A 16,517-nucleotide genomic window follows, 5' to 3' on the forward strand; every position below is an offset into this window, starting at 1 on the left:
CTAGGTCAGAGCCTCCACACATTCAGAAGCGACCCGGCGCACCTTTTTGTCGAAGGCGACCACGTCGTCAATACTGCCTAATGCAGGCATCTGCAATTGTTGCAGCACCCTATCACAGACTTCGCTGATTTGACCAAACTGAATCCGTTCAGCGAGAAAGTTTTCTACCGCTATTTCGTTGGTTGCATTTAATGCAGTAGTCGCCGCCTGACCTTGCCAGCAGGCTTGCTGAGCCAAACGCAGGCATGGGTAACGCTGTTCATCCACGGCGACAAAGGTCAATGCTCCCAGTTGAGTAAAGTCCAGTGCCTTGACGCCACTGCTGCGTCGATGGGGATAGTGCATGCAATGGGCAATCGGTGTTTTCATGTCTGGTTGACCTAATTGAGCCAGTACCGAGCCATCGCTGTATTGCACCATCGAGTGAATCACACTCTGCGGGTGAATAACGATGTCCAGCTGCTCGCGGCGGCAATTGAACAGCCAGCGCGCTTCAATATATTCCAGTCCCTTATTAAGCATGGTCGCAGAATCAACTGATATTTTCTGTCCCATCGACCAGTTTGGATGCTTACAGGCCGCTGCAGGGGTTTGTTGATTAAGCTCGTTAACGGGCAAATTAAGGAATGGACCGCCAGAACCGGTCAGTAGAATCTTACTGATCCCTTCTGCTTCCAAATCAACCTGGCCGAGCGTCGTCTGCGCATGCGTGGTCAGACACTGGAAAATAGCATTGTGTTCACTGTCGACTGGCAGCAACTCTGCACCATAATGCTGGACCGCGTCCATAAACAGCTGCCCGCTCATCACCAGCGCTTCTTTGTTCGCCAGCAGAACCCGTTTACCGGCCTTTACTGCAGCCAGTGTGGGAGCCAGTCCTGCGGCTCCAACAATAGCTGCCATCACCTGATCCACTTCACTCGCAGCACTGACCTCAAGCAACGCCTGAGCGCCGGCCAGAACAGTAATCTGAGGTTTGTCAGCCAATGCCTCGCGTAAGCGAGTTGCGGCCTGTTCATCCACCATCACCGCATAGCTTGGAGTGAAACGCTGACATATCGCTTCCATCGCCGTAACGTTGGAGTGTGCGGTCACCGCAAACAGCTCAAAGCGTTGAGGATGCTGCGCAATCACATCGAGTGTACTGCTGCCTATAGAGCCAGTGGCCCCCAGAATAGTAAGTCGTTGACCACTCATGACGCCAGCGCAGGATGGATAAGCATTAAATAACCCAGCACAAACACCGGCAACGCAGACGTCAGGCTATCGATGCGGTCAAGTACACCACCGTGTCCGGGCAGAATAGAGCCGCTGTCCTTAACCCCAGCGCAACGTTTAAACATACTTTCGCTTAAATCACCAAACACCGAGACAATAACAGTTGCCAGGCCGACACTGTAGAAGCCGACATAAAGCTCGCGCGGAATGGGCAGCAGCTGTGCGACCAGCACCATAATCACGAACGCCAGCACGACCCCACCACAAAGCCCTTCAATGGTTTTATTCGGGCTCACTGCCGGGATCATTTTGTGTTTACCCATGGCGCGCCCTGCGGCATAAGCACCCACATCAGCGGCCCATACTAAGACAAAGATAAATAGCACGGTCCAGGCGCCAAACAAGGGGTTGAGGTCGTAATTTAACGCGCGAATACTAATTAACGCTGCCCATGCAGGCACCAGCACCAGGACCCCAAAAACACCCACGTAGACGCGACTACGGCGCCACAGACGCTGGCTACCCGGAAAGTTAAGCACCATCAGAATCGCAGCCAGCCACCAGATAACGCCGGCGCTTATCGCCACCACCATAGGTTGGGCCAGTCCTTGTTCAGACCACAGTGAATTAATTGGGGCGAGTACATAAAGAACCGCGATTAAAGCGGCCACCAGAACGGTATAAGCGATACGACCGGAAAGCCGTCGTACTCCCATCAGCGGGGACCATTCCCAGGCACCTATGGACAGAGCCACCAGGGCGAAAATGGCAAAACCATTCAAAGAAAGAAAGAAGATACAGTACAGTGCCAGTGGGATCAGTACCAACGCTGTCAAAATACGTTGTTTAAGCAAAATTAGTCCTCAAGTGTGTCACCTGCCATTAATGTTTTTATTTGTTGGCTGGTGAGTCCAAAGCGACGTTCCCGCGCGACGAAACAACTAACTGCCTGCGCAAAGACGGCATCATCAAAGTCTGGCCACAGCGTATCGCAAAAATATAATTCTGCATACGCGAGCTGCCACAGTAGAAAATTGCTAATTCGCAGGTCTCCGCCTGTTCGTATCAGCAAATCTGGTGGTGGACCGTCTGCCAGGCACATGTATTGCCCTAACAGGTCTTCGGTCAAATCTGCACTAGTTTGCAGCCCGGCTTCAACGTCGGCTGCAAAGCGTTGTGCCGCCTGCATAATATCCCAACGGCCACCATAGTTAGCGGCAATGTTCAGCACCAGTTTGTCATTCTTTTCAGTCTGTTGTTCTGCAGCGGCAATACGTTGCTGCAAACGTTTACTAAACTGGCTGGTGTCACCTACGATCCGCAATTGCACTCCATGCTGATCCAGCTCTTCAACTTCCCGGGTCAACACGGTGGCGAATAATTCCATCAGCACTTTCACTTCAAGTGCCGGGCGTTTCCAGTTCTCGCTACTGAACGCAAACAGGGTCAGCGCTTCGATACCATTGCGACGGGCAAACGCCACTGCTCTGCGTACGGCAGACGCACCTTCCTTGTGCCCGCTAGTGCGGGCCTTTCCACGCTGTTCTGCCCAACGCCCATTGCCATCCATAATAATAGCGACATGGCGCGGTAAAACAGCCTGATCGATTGCAGTTGGGTTGATTGCCGTCATCACAAGTTCACAAAAAATAAACGCCGCGCAAGTATACCTTACACGGCGTCAGCCTCCAATGGCTTCGCGGATGAGCGCTTAAACTTCCATCAGTTCCGCTTCTTTCGCAGTCAGCGCATCGTCTATTTTCTTGATCGCTTCGTCAGTGATTTTTTGAATGTCATCCTGACCTTTGTGCTCGTCATCTTCGGTGATTTCTTTTTCTTTCAGCAATTCTTTCAGGTCGCCATTGGCGTCACGACGAATATTGCGCACTGCAACACGGCCCTGCTCTGCTTCTGAACGAACCACTTTAACCAGCTCTTTACGCCGCTCTTCGGTTAACGGGGGTAAAGGAACCCGAATCACAGTCCCTGCTGAGGCTGGATTCAAACCCAGATCCGAGGTCATGATCGCTTTTTCAACAGCGCCGGTAGTGGATTTATCAAATACCGTGATCGCCAGGGTCCGCGAATCTTCCACGGTAATATTAGCTAACTGGTTAAGCGGTGTTTCGGCGCCATAATAAGGCACACGAACACCATCCAGGATGCTCGGATGCGCACGTCCCGTGCGAACCTTAGACATTTGACTTTTTAGTGCGTCGACACTTTTTGCCATGCGCTCTTTAGCGTCTTTAATCACATCATTAATCACGATGATTCACCTTTAGTTGCTAATCCGTGTGCCTTCCTGTTCGCCCATAATAACAGCTTTCAGGGCACCCGGTTTATTCATGTTAAAAACCTGGATCGGTAAGTTATGGTCCCGCGCCAGCGTAAATGCTGCCAGGTCCATGACTTTCAATTCGTTGCTTAGCACTTCGTCATAGGTAACGTGCTGATACAAAGTAGCGTTTGCATCTTTCATTGGATCGGCCGAATAGACTCCATCCACTTTGGTTCCTTTAAGAACCAGTTCAGCTTCGATTTCGATGCCGCGTAAACAGGCTGCAGAGTCCGTGGTAAAAAACGGGTTACCAGTGCCTGCGGAGAAGATTACGACACGCCCTGACTTAAGTAAACTGATCGCTTCTGCCCAGTTGTAGCTGTCACAAACACCAGTCAATTCAATCGCCGACATCAGCCGTGCGTTCACATACGAGCGGTGCAGTGCGTCGCGCATAGCGAGGCCATTCATAACCGTTGCCAGCATCCCCATGTGGTCACCAACAACACGGTTCATACCCGCTTTTGCCAGTCCTTCACCACGAAACAGGTTGCCACCACCAATCACTAAACCTACCTGGACTCCAAGTTCCACCACTTCTTTAATTTCTTGCGCCATGCGGTCCAGCATTTTGGCATCAATGCCAAACGGCTCGTCCCCCATCAGGGCTTCTCCGCTTAATTTTAACAGGACGCGGCGATAACTCGCTTTTGGATTCGTGCTCATGGCTATGGCTTCCTTATTTACTTGATACAATCAGAGCTTGATAAATTCAGGTCAAAAAAAACCGCGCCCTGCCGTTAAAACGAGGCGCGGTTAGTTTAGAGTCAGTTCAGTTCCGGCGTCAATGCCACGGTTACTTAGCCTTTGTTAGCTGCTGCAACCTGAGCCTGAACTTCAGAAGCGAAGTCTTCTTCTTTCTTCTCAATACCTTCACCAACTTCGAAACGAACGAAGTCCAGTACATCAGCACTATTTTCTTTCAGCAGTTCGCCAACAGACTTAGCTGGGTCCTTAACGAACGGCTGGCCAGTCAGGCTGATTTCGCCAGTGAATTTCTTCATCCGGCCTTCAACCATTTTCTCAGCAATTTCTTTTGGCTTGCCAGATTGCATAGCGATATCAACCTGGATTTCGCGCTCTTTGTTAACCACTTCTTCAGCCACGTCTTCTGGCTTAACGAACTGTGGATTGCTCGCAGCGACGTGCATTGCAACGTCTTTCGCCAGCTCATCAGAGCCGCCAGTCATTACAACGGCAACACCAATACGACCACCGTGAACGTAAGTCACTACACGGTCACCACCAGTTACGGTGCGAACGCGACGTACATTCATGTTTTCGCCGATTTTAGCAACCAGGTTAGCACGAGTCACTTCAACGGTGTTCTCACCCAGGTCGGTGTTGTTCAGGCTTTCAATGTCGTTTTCCTGGTTAGCAAACGCAGCGTTAATAACCTCGTCGCCAAATGCCAGGAAGCTTTTGTCACGTGATACGAAATCAGTTTCACAGTTCAGCTCAACCAAGGTACCTACGTTGCCTTCTGCTTTAGTCAGGATAATCCCTTCAGCAGCAACACGGCCTGCTTTCTTGGCAGCTTTCGCCTGGCCGCTCTTACGCATGTTGTCGATTGCAGTTTCGATATCGCCCTGGGTTTCTTCCAGTGCTTTTTTGCAATCCATCATGCCAGCGCCAGTACGCTCACGTAATTCTTTTACCATTGCGGCAGTTACAGCCATTGTCTTGTCCTCAGCCAATCAAATTCAAATAATGCCCGGTGCCTGTGACAGACACCGGGCAGTCTATTCAAGTGTCTTACTTATTCAGAGTCTGCTTCAACAAACTCGTCTTTTTCAGATGCAACCGCTACACCTGACTGCTGACGACCTTCATTGATGGTCGCAGCGGCCGAGCCTAGGTACAACTGAATGGCACGAATAGCATCGTCGTTACCAGGGATAACGTAATCAACGCCGTCTGGGTTCGAGTTGGTATCAACCACAGATACAACCGGGATACCCAGGTTGTTCGCTTCTTTAATCGCGATGTGTTCATGGTCAGCATCGATGACGAATAATACGTCAGGCAAGCCGCCCATGTTTTTGATACCGCCCAGGCTCTTCTCAAGCTTGTCCATTTCACGCGAGTTAACCAGCGCTTCTTTCTTGGTCAGCTTTTCGAAAGTACCGTCCTGGCTTTGTGCTTCTAAGTCTTTCAGACGTTTGATTGACTGACGAACGGTTTTCCAGTTAGTCAGCATACCACCCAACCAGCGGTGGTTTACGAAGTACTGGTTGCAAGACAATGCACTTTCTTTAACCGTTTGAGCAGCTGCGCGCTTAGTACCAACAAACAGAATTTTACCGTTGTTAGACGCGGTGTGCTGTAAGAAGCTCAGTGCATCATTGAACATTGGAACGGTTTGCTCCAGGTTAATGATGTGAATCTTGTTACGCGCGCCGAAGATGAAAGGCTTCATCTTAGGGTTCCAATAACGAGTCTGGTGACCGAAGTGGACACCCGCTTTCAGCATGTCACGCATTGACACTGTAGCCATTTTAAATTTCCTCAAGTAGGGGTTACGCCTCCATATATCCCATGCCACCGACCCGTTGAGTCAAACCCGTCAGGCACCCCGGAGCATGTGTCGATATATGTGTGTAATTTAAGTATTAAAAGTTTAGTTTCTAAAGCTCAATTTGCAGCCCATGGGGTTGCGGCGCGTTTTATACCACAATTGACCATTAATTTCAAAATTTTCTATTGGTTGGCGCGCTGTTCAGCAGGTGCGTAAAAGGTTGCTTTCTGCTACCATTGGCCGCTGCAAACAACCCCTGACGTTGTCTGACGTAAGCGGCCGACTCCACAGGTCCACAGGGTTACTTCAAACAATTGAGTGCTTGGTATGTCGATTAAGATTAAAACTGCTGAAGAAATTGAAAAAATGCGTGTCGCGGGCCGTCTTGCCGCCAGTGTGCTGGAGATGATTACCCCACATGTCAAAGCGGGCATCACTACAGATGAACTGAACACCATCTGTCACGACTATATTGTCGCTCACGACGCATACCCGGCACCACTCAATTACCACGGTTTCCCTAAGTCTATCTGCACCTCGGTTAACCACTGTGTATGCCATGGCATACCCAACGAAAAACCTCTCAAAAAAGGCGACATTATTAATATTGATGTCACCGTACGTAAAGACGGCTATCACGGTGATACCAGTAAGATGTTTATCGTTGGTGAAGGCTCTATTCTGGCCAAGCGCTTAACTCAGGTGACCCAGGAGTCCCTTTATAAAGCAATCCGTATGGTTAAGCCTGGCGTTCGCCTGGGCGACCTGGGCCACGAAATTCAAAGCTATGCCGAAGGCTTCGGCTACTCCATCGTGCGTGAATTCTGCGGCCATGGTATTGGCGATGAATTCCACGAAGACCCGCAAGTACTGCATTATGGACGCGCGGGCACCGGTGTCGAACTGAAAGCGGGCATGTGCCTGACCATTGAGCCGATGGTTAATGCCGGAAAACGCTACACTAAAATCCTTAAAGACGGCTGGACGGTGCTGACCAAAGATCGCAGTTTAAGTGCGCAGTGGGAACATACCCTACTGGTGACTGAAACGGGTGTGGAAATTCTCACTCTGCGCGACGATGAAGCCATCGAACGCGTCATTGAGCATAGTTAACAGCCACCCATGCGCCAGCACGCCGCTCCCGAATTTGCTCAACTGTTCAGCGCCCACTGGCCCGCTTCTTTAAGTGATCTGGCGGGCTTTAAGGCGCAGCTAAAAGCCTACAATGACTGGTCCGCCGAACAGTTTATCAGTGCCGACATCGATATACTGGTGCAGCACCGGGCGTATTTTTTCGACCAACTACTCTGTCACCTCTGGTCGCAGCTGCAATTACCAGCTGACGATTTAGCGCTATTAGCCGTCGGTGGCTATGGTCGCGGCACCATGCACCCCTGCTCCGATATTGATTTACTGTTTCTGCACGAAGGCTATTTAAGCACCCCAAATGTAGAAAAAATCAGTGAACTGGTTACGCTATTGTGGGATTTACGCCTCGATGTCGGCCATTCAGTGCGTACCGTTGAGCAATGCATGCAAGGTGCCGACGAGGATATCAGCATTGCCACCACGCTGATTGAGAATCGCCTGTTATGTGGTGACGAGCAGCTCACTGAACGTTTACAACAACGTATTAATCGCGACTTCCCCTGGTCCAGCCGCGCTTTTTATCAGGCCAAAGTAGATGAACAGACGTCGCGCCATCAACGCTACCACGGCACCTCGTATAATCTGGAACCGAACATCAAATCGTCCCCAGGCGGGCTGCGAGACATTCAGACCATCGGCTGGATCGCCAAACACCATTTTCGCACCAAGAATGATGAAAGCCTGGTCGAATACCACTACATCAGCGCCGATGAATTCTTAGAACTGCAGGACTGCACCAGTTTTCTCTGGCGCGTCCGTTATGCCCTGCACCTGGAAGCCGACAAAGCCGAAGACCGCTTACTGTTTGACTATCAGCCCGGCGTAGCGATGCGCCTTGGCTATGGCCGTGAGGGTAAGAGCTCAGTTGAACAGATGATGAAAGACTACTTCAAAGTAGTGCTGCGGGTGTGTGAACTGAACCGCATGCTGTTGCAGTTCTTTGAGCAGGCCATTTTAACCGGTGACACGTCCCCTGCACCACTGGTGCTGGATGCGGACTTTGTCATTTTGCGCGGACTTATCAGCGCCCGCCATGATGATGTGTTTAAACACGCACAGACGATTATGCGGTTTTTCCTGCTGATAACAGAGCGCAGTGATATCAAAGGTATCCATTCGCATACCATCCGCTTACTGCGCAATGCGCGGGGGCAGTTACAGCAGCCCCTTAGTTACGACGCTGACTGCCGACGCTACTTTAACGCCATTGTGAAACACCCGCGGGGCTTCGGCTTGCCGTTCGCGCTGATGCACCAGCATGGCATCATGGCGCAGTACCTGCCCCAATGGCAGCATATTGTTGGGCAGATGCAGTTTGACCTGTTTCACGCCTATACCGTGGACGAACATACCTTTCGCCTGATTAGCAACCTCTACAATTTCACTCTGGAAGAACAAAGTGAGCGCTTCCCGCTTTGCAGCGAACTGGTGCAAGGCATGGCCAAACCCGAACTCTTGTTCCTCGCCGGTATTTTCCATGATATTGCCAAAGGCCGTGGAGGTGACCACTCGGAGTTGGGTGAAGTCGACGCCCTCCATTTTTGTCAACAGCATGACTATCCCGACGACGACGCGGCACTGGTAGGCTGGCTGGTTCGCCAGCATCTGCTGATGTCTGTGACGGCGCAGAAGCGTGATATTTACGATCCTGAAGTGCTGCAAAAATTCGCCCGTGAAGTAAAGACCATGCAACGGCTGCAATACCTCTATTGCCTGACCGTCGCCGACATCCGTGCGACCAACAGCAACCTGTGGAATAACTGGAAAGCGACCTTACTTGAAGAGCTCTACCATGCCACCGCCAATATACTGCAGCAGAAAGGCAGTCACAGCATGGACATTCGTGAGCGGATCAACGCCAATCGCGCCGGAGCAATGGGGTTGCTGTTAAGCGCAGGCTATGCGGCCAACGAAGTCACTCAGTTGTGGGCTCGCTTTACAGTGGACTATTTTAATCGCCACACCCCAGAACAAATTGCCTGGCATACTCAGCACATTGTCCATCTGCAGGAGCATCAGCTACCGCTGATCCTGATTGGCGACGAAAATAATCACGGTACCACCGAGCTGTTTATCTACCATCATGAAGAAAGCCACTTGTTTGCCAACGTTGCGGCCGTGCTCGATGGTGAGCAGCTGAGTATTCATGATGCACAAATCCTGAATACCCGTGACGGCTATGTAATGGACACTTTTGTCCTGCTGCAGACCGATGGCAAACCACTGGTTGACCCGCAGCGAATTGAGGAAGTCAAACAGCATCTCTACGATGTCCTGCGTAAGCGACGTTCACCTCCCTCAGCTAAACGTCATCTGTCACGGCGGATGCGTAATTTCAATGTGCCGACAAAGGTCACCTTTCTTGCGCAGAAAAATAAGAAACGCACCACGTTTGAATTGGTCACACTGGATCGCCCGGGCCTGATTGCGATGCTGGCTAAGGTTCTGCAAGCACAGAATGTCACTTTGCAGGCAGCCAAGATTACCACCATTGGTGAACAGGCTGAGGATTTATTCAGTGTCACCTCCGAGCACCAGCAGGCACTGAGTGAAAGCCAGTGTGAACAGCTTAAAAAGACAATTATTGATACCCTGAACGATGAACCTGATCCCAATTGATTAACTGAAAATAACGAAGTAGGAAAGTTATGCAAGAGCTACAACAGATTATCGAAGACGCTTTTGAGAAGCGTGCGGACTTGTCCCCGGCCAGTGCGCCGGATGAGATTCGTGACGCCGTTCGCCAGGCCCTTGACGGGCTCGATTCAGGCACCCTGCGGGTAGCCGAAAAGAAAGACGGTGACTGGGTGGTCAACGAATGGGTAAAAAAAGCGGTGTTATTGTCATTCCGTCTCAATGACAACGAACTGATGGACGGTGGTGAAACCCGCTTTTTTGACAAAGTCCCAAGTAAATACGCTGACTACAGCGAAGCTGATTTTAAACGTGACGGTGTCCGTGTGGTGCCGCCGGCGATGGTTCGTCGGGGCTCTTTCGTGGGTAACAACGTGGTGGTCATGCCAAGCTATGTCAACCTCGGCGCCTACGTCGATGAAGGCAGCATGATCGACACCTGGGCAACCGTTGGGTCCTGTGCGCAAATTGGTAAGAACGTTCACCTGTCTGGTGGCGTCGGCATTGGCGGCGTGCTGGAGCCCTTGCAAGCCAACCCCACGATTATCGAAGACAACTGCTTTATTGGTGCCCGCTCAGAAATTGTCGAAGGGGTCATCGTCGAAGAGGGCGCCGTTATCTCGATGGGCGTGTATATCGGCCAGAGCACTCGCATTTTTGATCGCGAAACCGGTCAGGTTCATTACGGTCGCGTACCTGCCGGTGCGGTAGTGGTACCTGGTTCGTTGCCCGCCAAAGATGGCAGCCACAGCTTGTATGCAGCTATTATCGTCAAGAAAGTAGACGCCAAGACCCGCGCTAAAGTCGGTATTAACGAGCTACTTCGGGCCGCTGAGTAACGCAGTTAAGGCCGTATTGCATCCGGCGCCTGAAACGGGCGCCGGAACTCTGCCGGAACCTCACTTTGAATATGAATTTTCTGCTTAGTAATTGGGTGGGTAAATTCCATCCCGGTCGCAGCTAACAACAAACGCTGCAGGTCAAAATGCTGTCGAAAAAAACGATTCTGGCGGCCGTCACCATGACTGGTATCACCAATAATCGGATGTCGCAGATGTGCCATATGGCGTCTCAACTGGTGCTTACGACCTGTTTTCGGTGACAGTTTCACCAGTGAATAACGCGCCGTAGTGTGCTGTTTACTGACTTCATAAGGCAATTCAACCCGCTCCAGTGTCATATAGTCGGTCACCGCTGACTGCGCTTCTTTGTCCGTCGATGCCTGTTTATCGGCAATCTTATCCAGCTGCTCTGTTAACGGGTAATCAATCTGACCATGCTCGGGCAAATAGCCACGCACCACCGCATGGTACATTTTATGTACCTCACGGTTGGCAAAGCATTCACCCATTTGTCGCGCGCTGTCACTATCCAGTGCGAAGAGTAAAATACCCGAGGTGGGACGATCCAGTCTGTGCACCGGATACACCCGTTGCCCTATCTGGTCACGTAGCATCTGCAGCGCAAATTCTTTCGCCTCAGACGCGATCCAGGAGCGATGCACCAATAATCCCGCAGGTTTATCGATGGCGACGAAATAGGGATCCTGAAACAGCAGCGACAGTTCGCTCATGCCTGGTCCGGTTGCAATGGGTCCTGCCCGGTAACAGCCTGGTCCAACTCACGCAGACAATTAATAAGCATCCGATGCCGTTTCAACTGACCGGAATACACCTGCACCGCCATCGGGCTGACTGCCATCGAGGTTGGTAAAGGTCGACGCGCCTGCACCAGGTTTTCCATTCGTGGTATCATTATGAACTGCAACCACTGGTGAAACGCCAGGGTGTCCACCGCAAATGGCTGGGTGCTCTGCAAAGCCTCCGCAGACGGAGCTTGCGACTGCCATAACTGAAGATCCCGCAGCTCGTTTTGCAGCTGCACTAATAAAATCTGGACTTGCTGATATTGCACTAGAGTTCTCTTACTTACCGCATTGAATTGGCAAAATATAACACCATACGACTGACATTCATCACCACCTGTAACGAGTTAACGAACTATGACCCAGGCGAACAGCGTTGATACTTTAACTGAGTTTCTCACTATCGGAGACACCCATTATTACATTTTTGACTTAGGTCGTCTTGTTCAACAAATTGCAAATACTGAGTTTGCATTGATAGAAGCTGGCCAGCAGCCCTACCCCACACCGCTGCAACAACACGCCTGGCTTGGCATTGTCTTCTGGCATAAAAATAATGCGCAGAGCCCTTATATCTGGTTCGCGAAGTTTCCACTGGATGAGCGTGGCCTGATCAGCCATGGCGCGCGCCAGCATTATCTGCAAATTATAGTCGAAGCACTGGGTCGCGATATTACCGCGCCAACCAGCGCTGAACAGGACGAGATCCTGAAACAAAACCCATATATTTTTACCCCTTCTGAGGATAAACGAGCCGCCTTTCATGCCAAAGTCAGCTACTTATTAGAACAGCCAGCGAGCATTTATTATGAAGACGCTGAGGCCTTTATTCTTGGCAAGAGCCAGCCAGCTGACTGGCAGCAACTCGGCTTACAGGGATTGCACGATGTTGCCGTCCGCCTCAATCAACAGCCCAAGCTGGCCGCTGCTATCCATCAGCACTTTGACAGCTGGCCTGCTCCTTTTCAGAAAGTGCTTTGTGAAACCCTGGAGCAGCACCCCCTACCCAGCAGTCTGCAACATAATTTAACCGCCCGCCTGCAACAGCAACGCGGCGAAGCAGCGCTGCCTCTGCGTATTTCATTACTTCGCGCGCTGAGTAGCTCGGTGCAATCCGGCAGCCGCATAACCAGCGAGCTGCAGCGCGAGATTAGGACCCTGCTCGATACCTCCTGTGAACCTGATCTGCTGGTTATACTGGCAGCCCGGTTGTGGCCGTTACTAGAAGACGAGAGTATTCGTAACGCCTATCTGAACCAGTTAGCGACCCAGCCGGACCTGTTCCCGCATTTGTTCGCAGATTTGGTTGCCTTGCCCGCCTTACGCCCTCATCTGTTGCTGCTACTGCATTCTCCCGACCAGCAAAGTGAGGCCATAAAGAATGCTATTACAGCGATGAAAACGAGGGTTCAGCGCAATGTTTGATTTATCAACCGTGGTTATGCTGGCCGTCGTTGCCTGCATTGCCGGTCTGTTCTGGCAGTTTCGCCAGTTAGGCGAACAGGCGCAGCGCTATGCCATCCACTATTGCAAACAGAACCAGTTGCAGTATCTCGATATTGCGCTGTATCAGATGCGACTGCGGCTGGGTCGCCGCGGCCCATACTGGCACAGTCGCTATCGGTTTGGTTTTAGCAGCGACCACGAAAGTCGCTACGAAGGTGAACTGCAGTTTAGTAACCGCCGCTTGCTGAAGATTGAGATGCCGGTTTACCGGACCATTGCGGCCGAAGGAGAGCACCTCGAGTAGTTCTGCGCTAGCAGCGTCTGCTTCAGGATGGGTTGGTTGGTGGTTTGATTTTATCAGCCACCGAGGGGCCGCCGAAAAGCCCAACCCAAAAGTCCTTGTACATCACCCAGTCGCCGAGCAGGCTGTACCAGGGATGTTTAAAGGTAGCCGGCCTGTTGTGCTCGAAACCGAAGTGACCAAGCCAGGCAAACCCATAGCCAATGACCGGCATTAACAGCAGCCACCAGGCCTGCCCGCTTAGCATAGCCTGCACAATTACCGCCAGTACCAGCGTACTGCCGATATAATGCATCGCACGGCAACGTTTATCGCTGTGCTCAGCCAGGTAATACGGATAAAATTCTTTAAACGATTGGAATTGCATACTATCAACCTCGCCCGTGGCTCATCAGTGCGCCACTAATGTCGCCCACCTCGATGCTGCTAAGCTTCTGATATCCGTGTTGACTAAGAAAGTGCTCATACTCCGGGCGGGTTGCCAGCGCGACCACACCTTCCGCATCCGGGTCGCCTGTCAGCATTGAGTCCACCGCCTGCACCAGCAGTTGGCCAAGACCGTGCTGCTGATACCGTGGATGCACCGCAATAAAAGTCAGCATAAAATAGCTTTGGTAAGGCACAGCCTGTTCAATTAAGCGTTCTTTCTCAATCAACTGGCGGGTACTTACGTAACCCGCCGTTAATAACATGCGTAAGCGCCAATGCCAGAAGCGTTGCGAAGAAAAACCCTGATCAGGACGGGTTAAGCAAACCACGCCTTCCAGCGTTTCACCGTGAAAAAGCCCAAACATCGGTTGCCGGTTTTGCCAGAACGCATTGAGTTCCTCACGAATGGCTGCACGTAACCGCTGTGCATAACCTTCTTTATCTGCTTTAAAAATTTGCTGAAAAACCGGGTCGTCCTGGTACGCCTGCAACAATAGCGAGGCAGCGACACTAAGATCTTCACCACTCAGGTACTTCAGTTGTCCCGTTAGTTGCGGGTTATCTGACGTCGTTTGCGCTTGCCCCGACATTGGCTCTCCTCTGTTCAACCTGTTGACTACCAAACAATACGATAGAATAAATAGCTTAACATTAAAGTAACTAATTGCTGGATGAAAGCAACACTTTCAGTTGGTTTTCACCCCAGCCATACAACTCCCCCCGTTCAAACACAATCGGGGTGCACTCATCTTTCGTGGTCATGCCATCAGACTCGACGCGTTGGGTGCGGTAATAAAGAACCCGGTAGCTACGCTCGCCAATGCGAAGTTGCTCGTCAAAATCCGGATTGCCCATGCGCTCGATAACCTCAGCCATTGGTTGTTGTGTGTGCAGCTCATTCAAAGCCTGACGGTTGCGCGATTCCTGTCGCTCCCAGTCACTCTGACTACGTGAATTTTCAGAGCTTTTATCACCATCTACGACAACTACACAGGCAGATGCTGACAATGCCAAAGGCACCAGTAGGGTCATTGCTAGTAAAGATTTCATACGGCCTCATTATTATTTAGTTTTAGAAAGTAGTGTTCTTACACTCGGCTAACACCACTACGTTCTGCAAAGTTTGCGCCAGGTGTAAAAAACCTTTATAAACAGCCGCTTAATAAAAATCCAGTCTGTGCCCGCTGGCCACTTTTACTAAAAAATAGGCTCTTTAATCGGGCTTGGTTCGCCACTTTCACCACAATTGGCGATAAATTAAGCATCCGTTACAACTCGCACATCGAGTCGTTGCAAAAACTCTGTCAGGTTATCTGCCAGCTTTTCATGCTGTGGTTTTCCGGCATACTCGAGGCCAACTTCTCCAGTTAAGTTATGTACCGAAACAATTAAGTCATCACTGGCGTCACTGGTGCCGATAAACAGAGTGACATCCTGCTGCAACTGGCGCTTCATCAATACATGGGCAATCAGGTTACGCTGCAGACGCTCTACATCTTCGACGCACATCACCTGCGACAGCGTCATCGGCTGCCCGTCCAACGCCACGTGCAGATCCGCCGCGAAATACGTCGCGTAAAACAGTTGTACATCCGTGTGTAACTGGCTTTCCAGGCCGCGCTCAACGTCGTTAAAATTGGTCACTGGCTGTTGTACCACCGCACGCCAGGGGATCAGACCGAAGCGCACGTCACCGTCATAGCAAGGCGCCTGCCACTCGTCCAGGTATTCGGTTTGCGGCACCGTACCTGCCTCTGTATAGGCCCGACGATAACGTTGTTGTAAGTCAGCCAGCGCCTGTTGTAGCCTGGCGTTGTGTTCAGTGGAGTCGGACATATAGCGGTTCACCTTGTGAAGGATTACAATGCCCAGCATTGTAATGACAGGAGTATCCATATGCCAGCAAAGCAACCGAATGACGCCATGGCCAACCTTACCCTCGGCCAGACGACTGAGTATCCCGAACAGTATGATGCCAGCTTGCTGCAACCTGTTCCGCGTTCTCTTAACCGGCTCCCCATCGGGATCGAGGATAATGACCTGCCATTCCACGGCGTCGACGAATGGACCGGGTACGAACTTTCCTGGCTCACCAGCAAGGGGCTGCCGCAGGTAGCCATCGCGCGGTTTGTGGTTCCGGTAACCAGCCCTAACCTGATTGAATCAAAGTCTTTCAAACTTTACCTGAACAGCTTTAATCAAAGTCGCTTTGCCGACTGGCAACAGGTGCAGCAAACAATGGCGGTCGATTTAAGTCGTTGTGCCGGTGCCCCTGTGGATGTTTTGCTTTATTCCCTTGAGGAATTCGCGGCGCGGCCGATAGCAGCGTTAGCAGGGCAATCGATCGACCAGCAGGATATTGAGATCGAACATTATCAGTATCAACCAGGGCTGCTGCGACTGGTAGACGAACACGCTGAGCACAGCAAAACAGCTGATGTGAGCGAAGTGTTGTGCAGCGATCTGCTGAAGTCAAACTGCCTGATTACCAACCAGCCTGACTGGGGGTCGGTCAGCATTGCCTATAGCGGCCCTCAGATCGACCGCGCCAGTTTATTACGCTATCTGGTGTCGTTTCGGGGCCATAATGAGTTTCATGAACAATGCGTAGAGCGAATCTTTCAGGACCTGCGGCAACACTGCCGGTGTCAGCAACTCACTGTCACAGCACGCTATACCCGCCGTGGGGGCCTGGATATTAATCCGCTGCGTAGCACCAGCAAAACCTGGCCAGAGTCCAGGCGTGGGGTACGCCAATAACGCGTATCGAAGGGAGACGCCTTCTGCGGTATACTTGAGGGGCAAATACATATGCATTATTGCACGACACTGCGGG

General features: G+C 51.3%; 19 protein-coding genes. 6 read left to right on the forward strand and 13 right to left on the reverse strand.

Translation table 11 applies throughout. The features are described 5' to 3' along the window. From ispC to rpsB, 7 genes are all read right to left on the reverse strand, one after another. Positions 1 to 1,197 carry a 1-deoxy-D-xylulose-5-phosphate reductoisomerase gene (ispC, locus tag CWE12_RS03330; RefSeq protein ID WP_126788236.1) on the reverse strand — a complete coding sequence of 399 codons (1,197 nt, stop codon included), beginning with the start codon at positions 1,195 to 1,197 and terminating at the stop codon, positions 1 to 3. Then, positions 1,194 to 2,072, reverse strand: a complete 879-nt coding sequence (locus tag CWE12_RS03335; protein WP_126788237.1) for a phosphatidate cytidylyltransferase — start codon at positions 2,070 to 2,072, stop codon at positions 1,194 to 1,196. Before CWE12_RS03335 ends, ispC begins: the two co-directional genes overlap by 4 nt. Positions 2,073 to 2,074: 2 nt before the next feature. Further along, entirely contained in the window at positions 2,075 to 2,851 is a 777-nt protein-coding gene (uppS, locus tag CWE12_RS03340) for a polyprenyl diphosphate synthase (protein ID WP_126788238.1), read from the reverse strand. 78 nt (positions 2,852 to 2,929) lie between these two features. After that, positions 2,930 to 3,451: a ribosome recycling factor gene (gene frr, locus CWE12_RS03345; RefSeq protein ID WP_420836627.1), complete on the reverse strand. Its 522-nt coding sequence runs from the start codon at positions 3,449 to 3,451 to the stop codon at positions 2,930 to 2,932. Between the two features lie 48 nt (positions 3,452 to 3,499). Continuing rightward, the gene (gene pyrH, locus CWE12_RS03350; protein ID WP_126788240.1) at positions 3,500 to 4,225 is read right to left on the reverse strand and encodes a UMP kinase; all 726 of its coding nucleotides are present in this window, start codon (positions 4,223 to 4,225) and stop codon (positions 3,500 to 3,502) included. A 134-nt stretch (positions 4,226 to 4,359) separates the two neighbouring features. Beyond that, positions 4,360 to 5,238, reverse strand: coding sequence for a translation elongation factor Ts (gene tsf, locus CWE12_RS03355; protein ID WP_126788241.1), 879 nt, complete (start codon positions 5,236 to 5,238; stop codon positions 4,360 to 4,362). A gap of 80 nt (positions 5,239 to 5,318) precedes the next feature. Further along, complete coding sequence (rpsB, locus tag CWE12_RS03360) at positions 5,319 to 6,056, reverse strand: 30S ribosomal protein S2 (protein WP_126788242.1); 738 nt, start codon at positions 6,054 to 6,056, stop codon at positions 5,319 to 5,321. A 348-nt stretch (positions 6,057 to 6,404) separates the two neighbouring features. On the opposite strand from rpsB, the gene map reads away from it, so the two are divergent. Genes map through dapD form a run of 3 tightly spaced genes read left to right on the forward strand, consistent with a single transcriptional unit; the run spans position 6,405 to position 10,699 of the window. Continuing rightward, positions 6,405 to 7,190, forward strand: a complete 786-nt coding sequence (gene map / locus CWE12_RS03365; protein WP_126788243.1) for a type I methionyl aminopeptidase — start codon at positions 6,405 to 6,407, stop codon at positions 7,188 to 7,190. 9 nt (positions 7,191 to 7,199) lie between these two features. Then, a complete protein-coding gene (gene glnD, locus CWE12_RS03370) occupies positions 7,200 to 9,845 on the forward strand; it encodes a [protein-PII] uridylyltransferase (RefSeq protein WP_126788244.1) in 2,646 nt (881 codons plus the stop codon). Between the two features lie 29 nt (positions 9,846 to 9,874). Further along, positions 9,875 to 10,699 carry a 2,3,4,5-tetrahydropyridine-2,6-dicarboxylate N-succinyltransferase gene (gene dapD, locus CWE12_RS03375; protein WP_126788245.1) on the forward strand — a complete coding sequence of 275 codons (825 nt, stop codon included), beginning with the start codon at positions 9,875 to 9,877 and terminating at the stop codon, positions 10,697 to 10,699. 5 nt (positions 10,700 to 10,704) lie between these two features. On the opposite strand, the gene truC is transcribed toward dapD, so the two are convergent. Then, a complete protein-coding gene (truC, locus tag CWE12_RS03380) occupies positions 10,705 to 11,433 on the reverse strand; it encodes a tRNA pseudouridine(65) synthase TruC (protein WP_126788246.1) in 729 nt (242 codons plus the stop codon). Further along, a complete protein-coding gene (locus CWE12_RS03385) occupies positions 11,430 to 11,774 on the reverse strand; it encodes a YqcC family protein (RefSeq protein WP_241984125.1) in 345 nt (114 codons plus the stop codon). The genes truC and CWE12_RS03385 overlap by 4 nt, the downstream gene beginning before the upstream one ends. An 88-nt stretch (positions 11,775 to 11,862) precedes the next feature. Here CWE12_RS03385 and CWE12_RS03390 point away from each other — a divergent pair, with 88 nt between their 5' ends. Both CWE12_RS03390 and CWE12_RS03395 read left to right on the forward strand, forming a co-directional pair. Then, positions 11,863 to 12,930, forward strand: a complete 1,068-nt coding sequence (locus CWE12_RS03390) for a DUF3549 family protein (protein ID WP_126788248.1) — start codon at positions 11,863 to 11,865, stop codon at positions 12,928 to 12,930. Continuing rightward, positions 12,923 to 13,255, forward strand: coding sequence for a DUF3301 domain-containing protein (locus tag CWE12_RS03395; protein WP_126788249.1), 333 nt, complete (start codon positions 12,923 to 12,925; stop codon positions 13,253 to 13,255). Before CWE12_RS03390 ends, CWE12_RS03395 begins: the two co-directional genes overlap by 8 nt. A gap of 22 nt (positions 13,256 to 13,277) precedes the next feature. Here the strand turns inward: CWE12_RS03395 and CWE12_RS03400 are convergent, their stop codons facing one another. The 4 genes from CWE12_RS03400 to syd all read right to left on the reverse strand — a co-directional run bounded on the left by CWE12_RS03400 (position 13,278) and on the right by syd (position 15,517). Beyond that, positions 13,278 to 13,619 carry an Mpo1-like protein gene (locus CWE12_RS03400; RefSeq protein ID WP_126788250.1) on the reverse strand — a complete coding sequence of 114 codons (342 nt, stop codon included), beginning with the start codon at positions 13,617 to 13,619 and terminating at the stop codon, positions 13,278 to 13,280. 4 nt (positions 13,620 to 13,623) lie between these two features. Next, positions 13,624 to 14,271, reverse strand: coding sequence for a GNAT family N-acetyltransferase (locus CWE12_RS03405; protein WP_126788251.1), 648 nt, complete (start codon positions 14,269 to 14,271; stop codon positions 13,624 to 13,626). Positions 14,272 to 14,341: 70 nt separating this feature from the next. After that, positions 14,342 to 14,731 carry a DUF3192 domain-containing protein gene (locus tag CWE12_RS03410; protein ID WP_126788252.1) on the reverse strand — a complete coding sequence of 130 codons (390 nt, stop codon included), beginning with the start codon at positions 14,729 to 14,731 and terminating at the stop codon, positions 14,342 to 14,344. A gap of 207 nt (positions 14,732 to 14,938) precedes the next feature. Next, positions 14,939 to 15,517: a SecY-interacting protein gene (syd, locus tag CWE12_RS03415; RefSeq protein ID WP_157981916.1), complete on the reverse strand. Its 579-nt coding sequence runs from the start codon at positions 15,515 to 15,517 to the stop codon at positions 14,939 to 14,941. A 60-nt stretch (positions 15,518 to 15,577) separates the two neighbouring features. Here syd and queF point away from each other — a divergent pair, with 60 nt between their 5' ends. Then, positions 15,578 to 16,441 carry an NADPH-dependent 7-cyano-7-deazaguanine reductase QueF gene (queF, locus tag CWE12_RS03420; RefSeq protein ID WP_126788254.1) on the forward strand — a complete coding sequence of 288 codons (864 nt, stop codon included), beginning with the start codon at positions 15,578 to 15,580 and terminating at the stop codon, positions 16,439 to 16,441. Positions 16,442 to 16,517: the final 76 nt, after the last annotated feature.

This window comes from Aliidiomarina sedimenti, from assembly GCF_003986955.1.
In the GTDB taxonomy this organism is placed as follows: domain Bacteria; phylum Pseudomonadota; class Gammaproteobacteria; order Enterobacterales; family Alteromonadaceae; genus Aliidiomarina; species Aliidiomarina sedimenti.

Excerpts from the sequence above, each read along its gene's own strand:
- CWE12_RS03400 (WP_126788250.1), bottom strand. The coding sequence starts at position 13,619 with ATGCAATTCCAATCGTTTAAAGAATTTTATCCGTATTACCTGGCTGAG.
- frr (WP_420836627.1), bottom strand. The coding sequence starts at position 3,451 with ATGGCAAAAAGTGTCGACGCACTAAAAAGTCAAATGTCTAAGGTTCGC.
- pyrH (WP_126788240.1), bottom strand. The coding sequence starts at position 4,225 with ATGAGCACGAATCCAAAAGCGAGTTATCGCCGCGTCCTGTTAAAATTA.
- dapD (WP_126788245.1), top strand. The coding sequence starts at position 9,875 with ATGCAAGAGCTACAACAGATTATCGAAGACGCTTTTGAGAAGCGTGCG.
- CWE12_RS03405 (WP_126788251.1), bottom strand. The coding sequence starts at position 14,271 with ATGTCGGGGCAAGCGCAAACGACGTCAGATAACCCGCAACTAACGGGA.
- rpsB (WP_126788242.1), bottom strand. The coding sequence starts at position 6,056 with ATGGCTACAGTGTCAATGCGTGACATGCTGAAAGCGGGTGTCCACTTC.
- glnD (WP_126788244.1), top strand. The coding sequence starts at position 7,200 with ATGCGCCAGCACGCCGCTCCCGAATTTGCTCAACTGTTCAGCGCCCAC.
- truC (WP_126788246.1), bottom strand. The coding sequence starts at position 11,433 with ATGAGCGAACTGTCGCTGCTGTTTCAGGATCCCTATTTCGTCGCCATC.
- CWE12_RS03410 (WP_126788252.1), bottom strand. The coding sequence starts at position 14,731 with ATGAAATCTTTACTAGCAATGACCCTACTGGTGCCTTTGGCATTGTCA.
- CWE12_RS03390 (WP_126788248.1), top strand. The coding sequence starts at position 11,863 with ATGACCCAGGCGAACAGCGTTGATACTTTAACTGAGTTTCTCACTATC.
- syd (WP_157981916.1), bottom strand. The coding sequence starts at position 15,517 with ATGTCCGACTCCACTGAACACAACGCCAGGCTACAACAGGCGCTGGCT.
- queF (WP_126788254.1), top strand. The coding sequence starts at position 15,578 with ATGCCAGCAAAGCAACCGAATGACGCCATGGCCAACCTTACCCTCGGC.
- uppS (WP_126788238.1), bottom strand. The coding sequence starts at position 2,851 with ATGACGGCAATCAACCCAACTGCAATCGATCAGGCTGTTTTACCGCGC.
- map (WP_126788243.1), top strand. The coding sequence starts at position 6,405 with ATGTCGATTAAGATTAAAACTGCTGAAGAAATTGAAAAAATGCGTGTC.
- tsf (WP_126788241.1), bottom strand. The coding sequence starts at position 5,238 with ATGGCTGTAACTGCCGCAATGGTAAAAGAATTACGTGAGCGTACTGGC.
- CWE12_RS03395 (WP_126788249.1), top strand. The coding sequence starts at position 12,923 with ATGTTTGATTTATCAACCGTGGTTATGCTGGCCGTCGTTGCCTGCATT.
- ispC (WP_126788236.1), bottom strand. The coding sequence starts at position 1,197 with ATGAGTGGTCAACGACTTACTATTCTGGGGGCCACTGGCTCTATAGGC.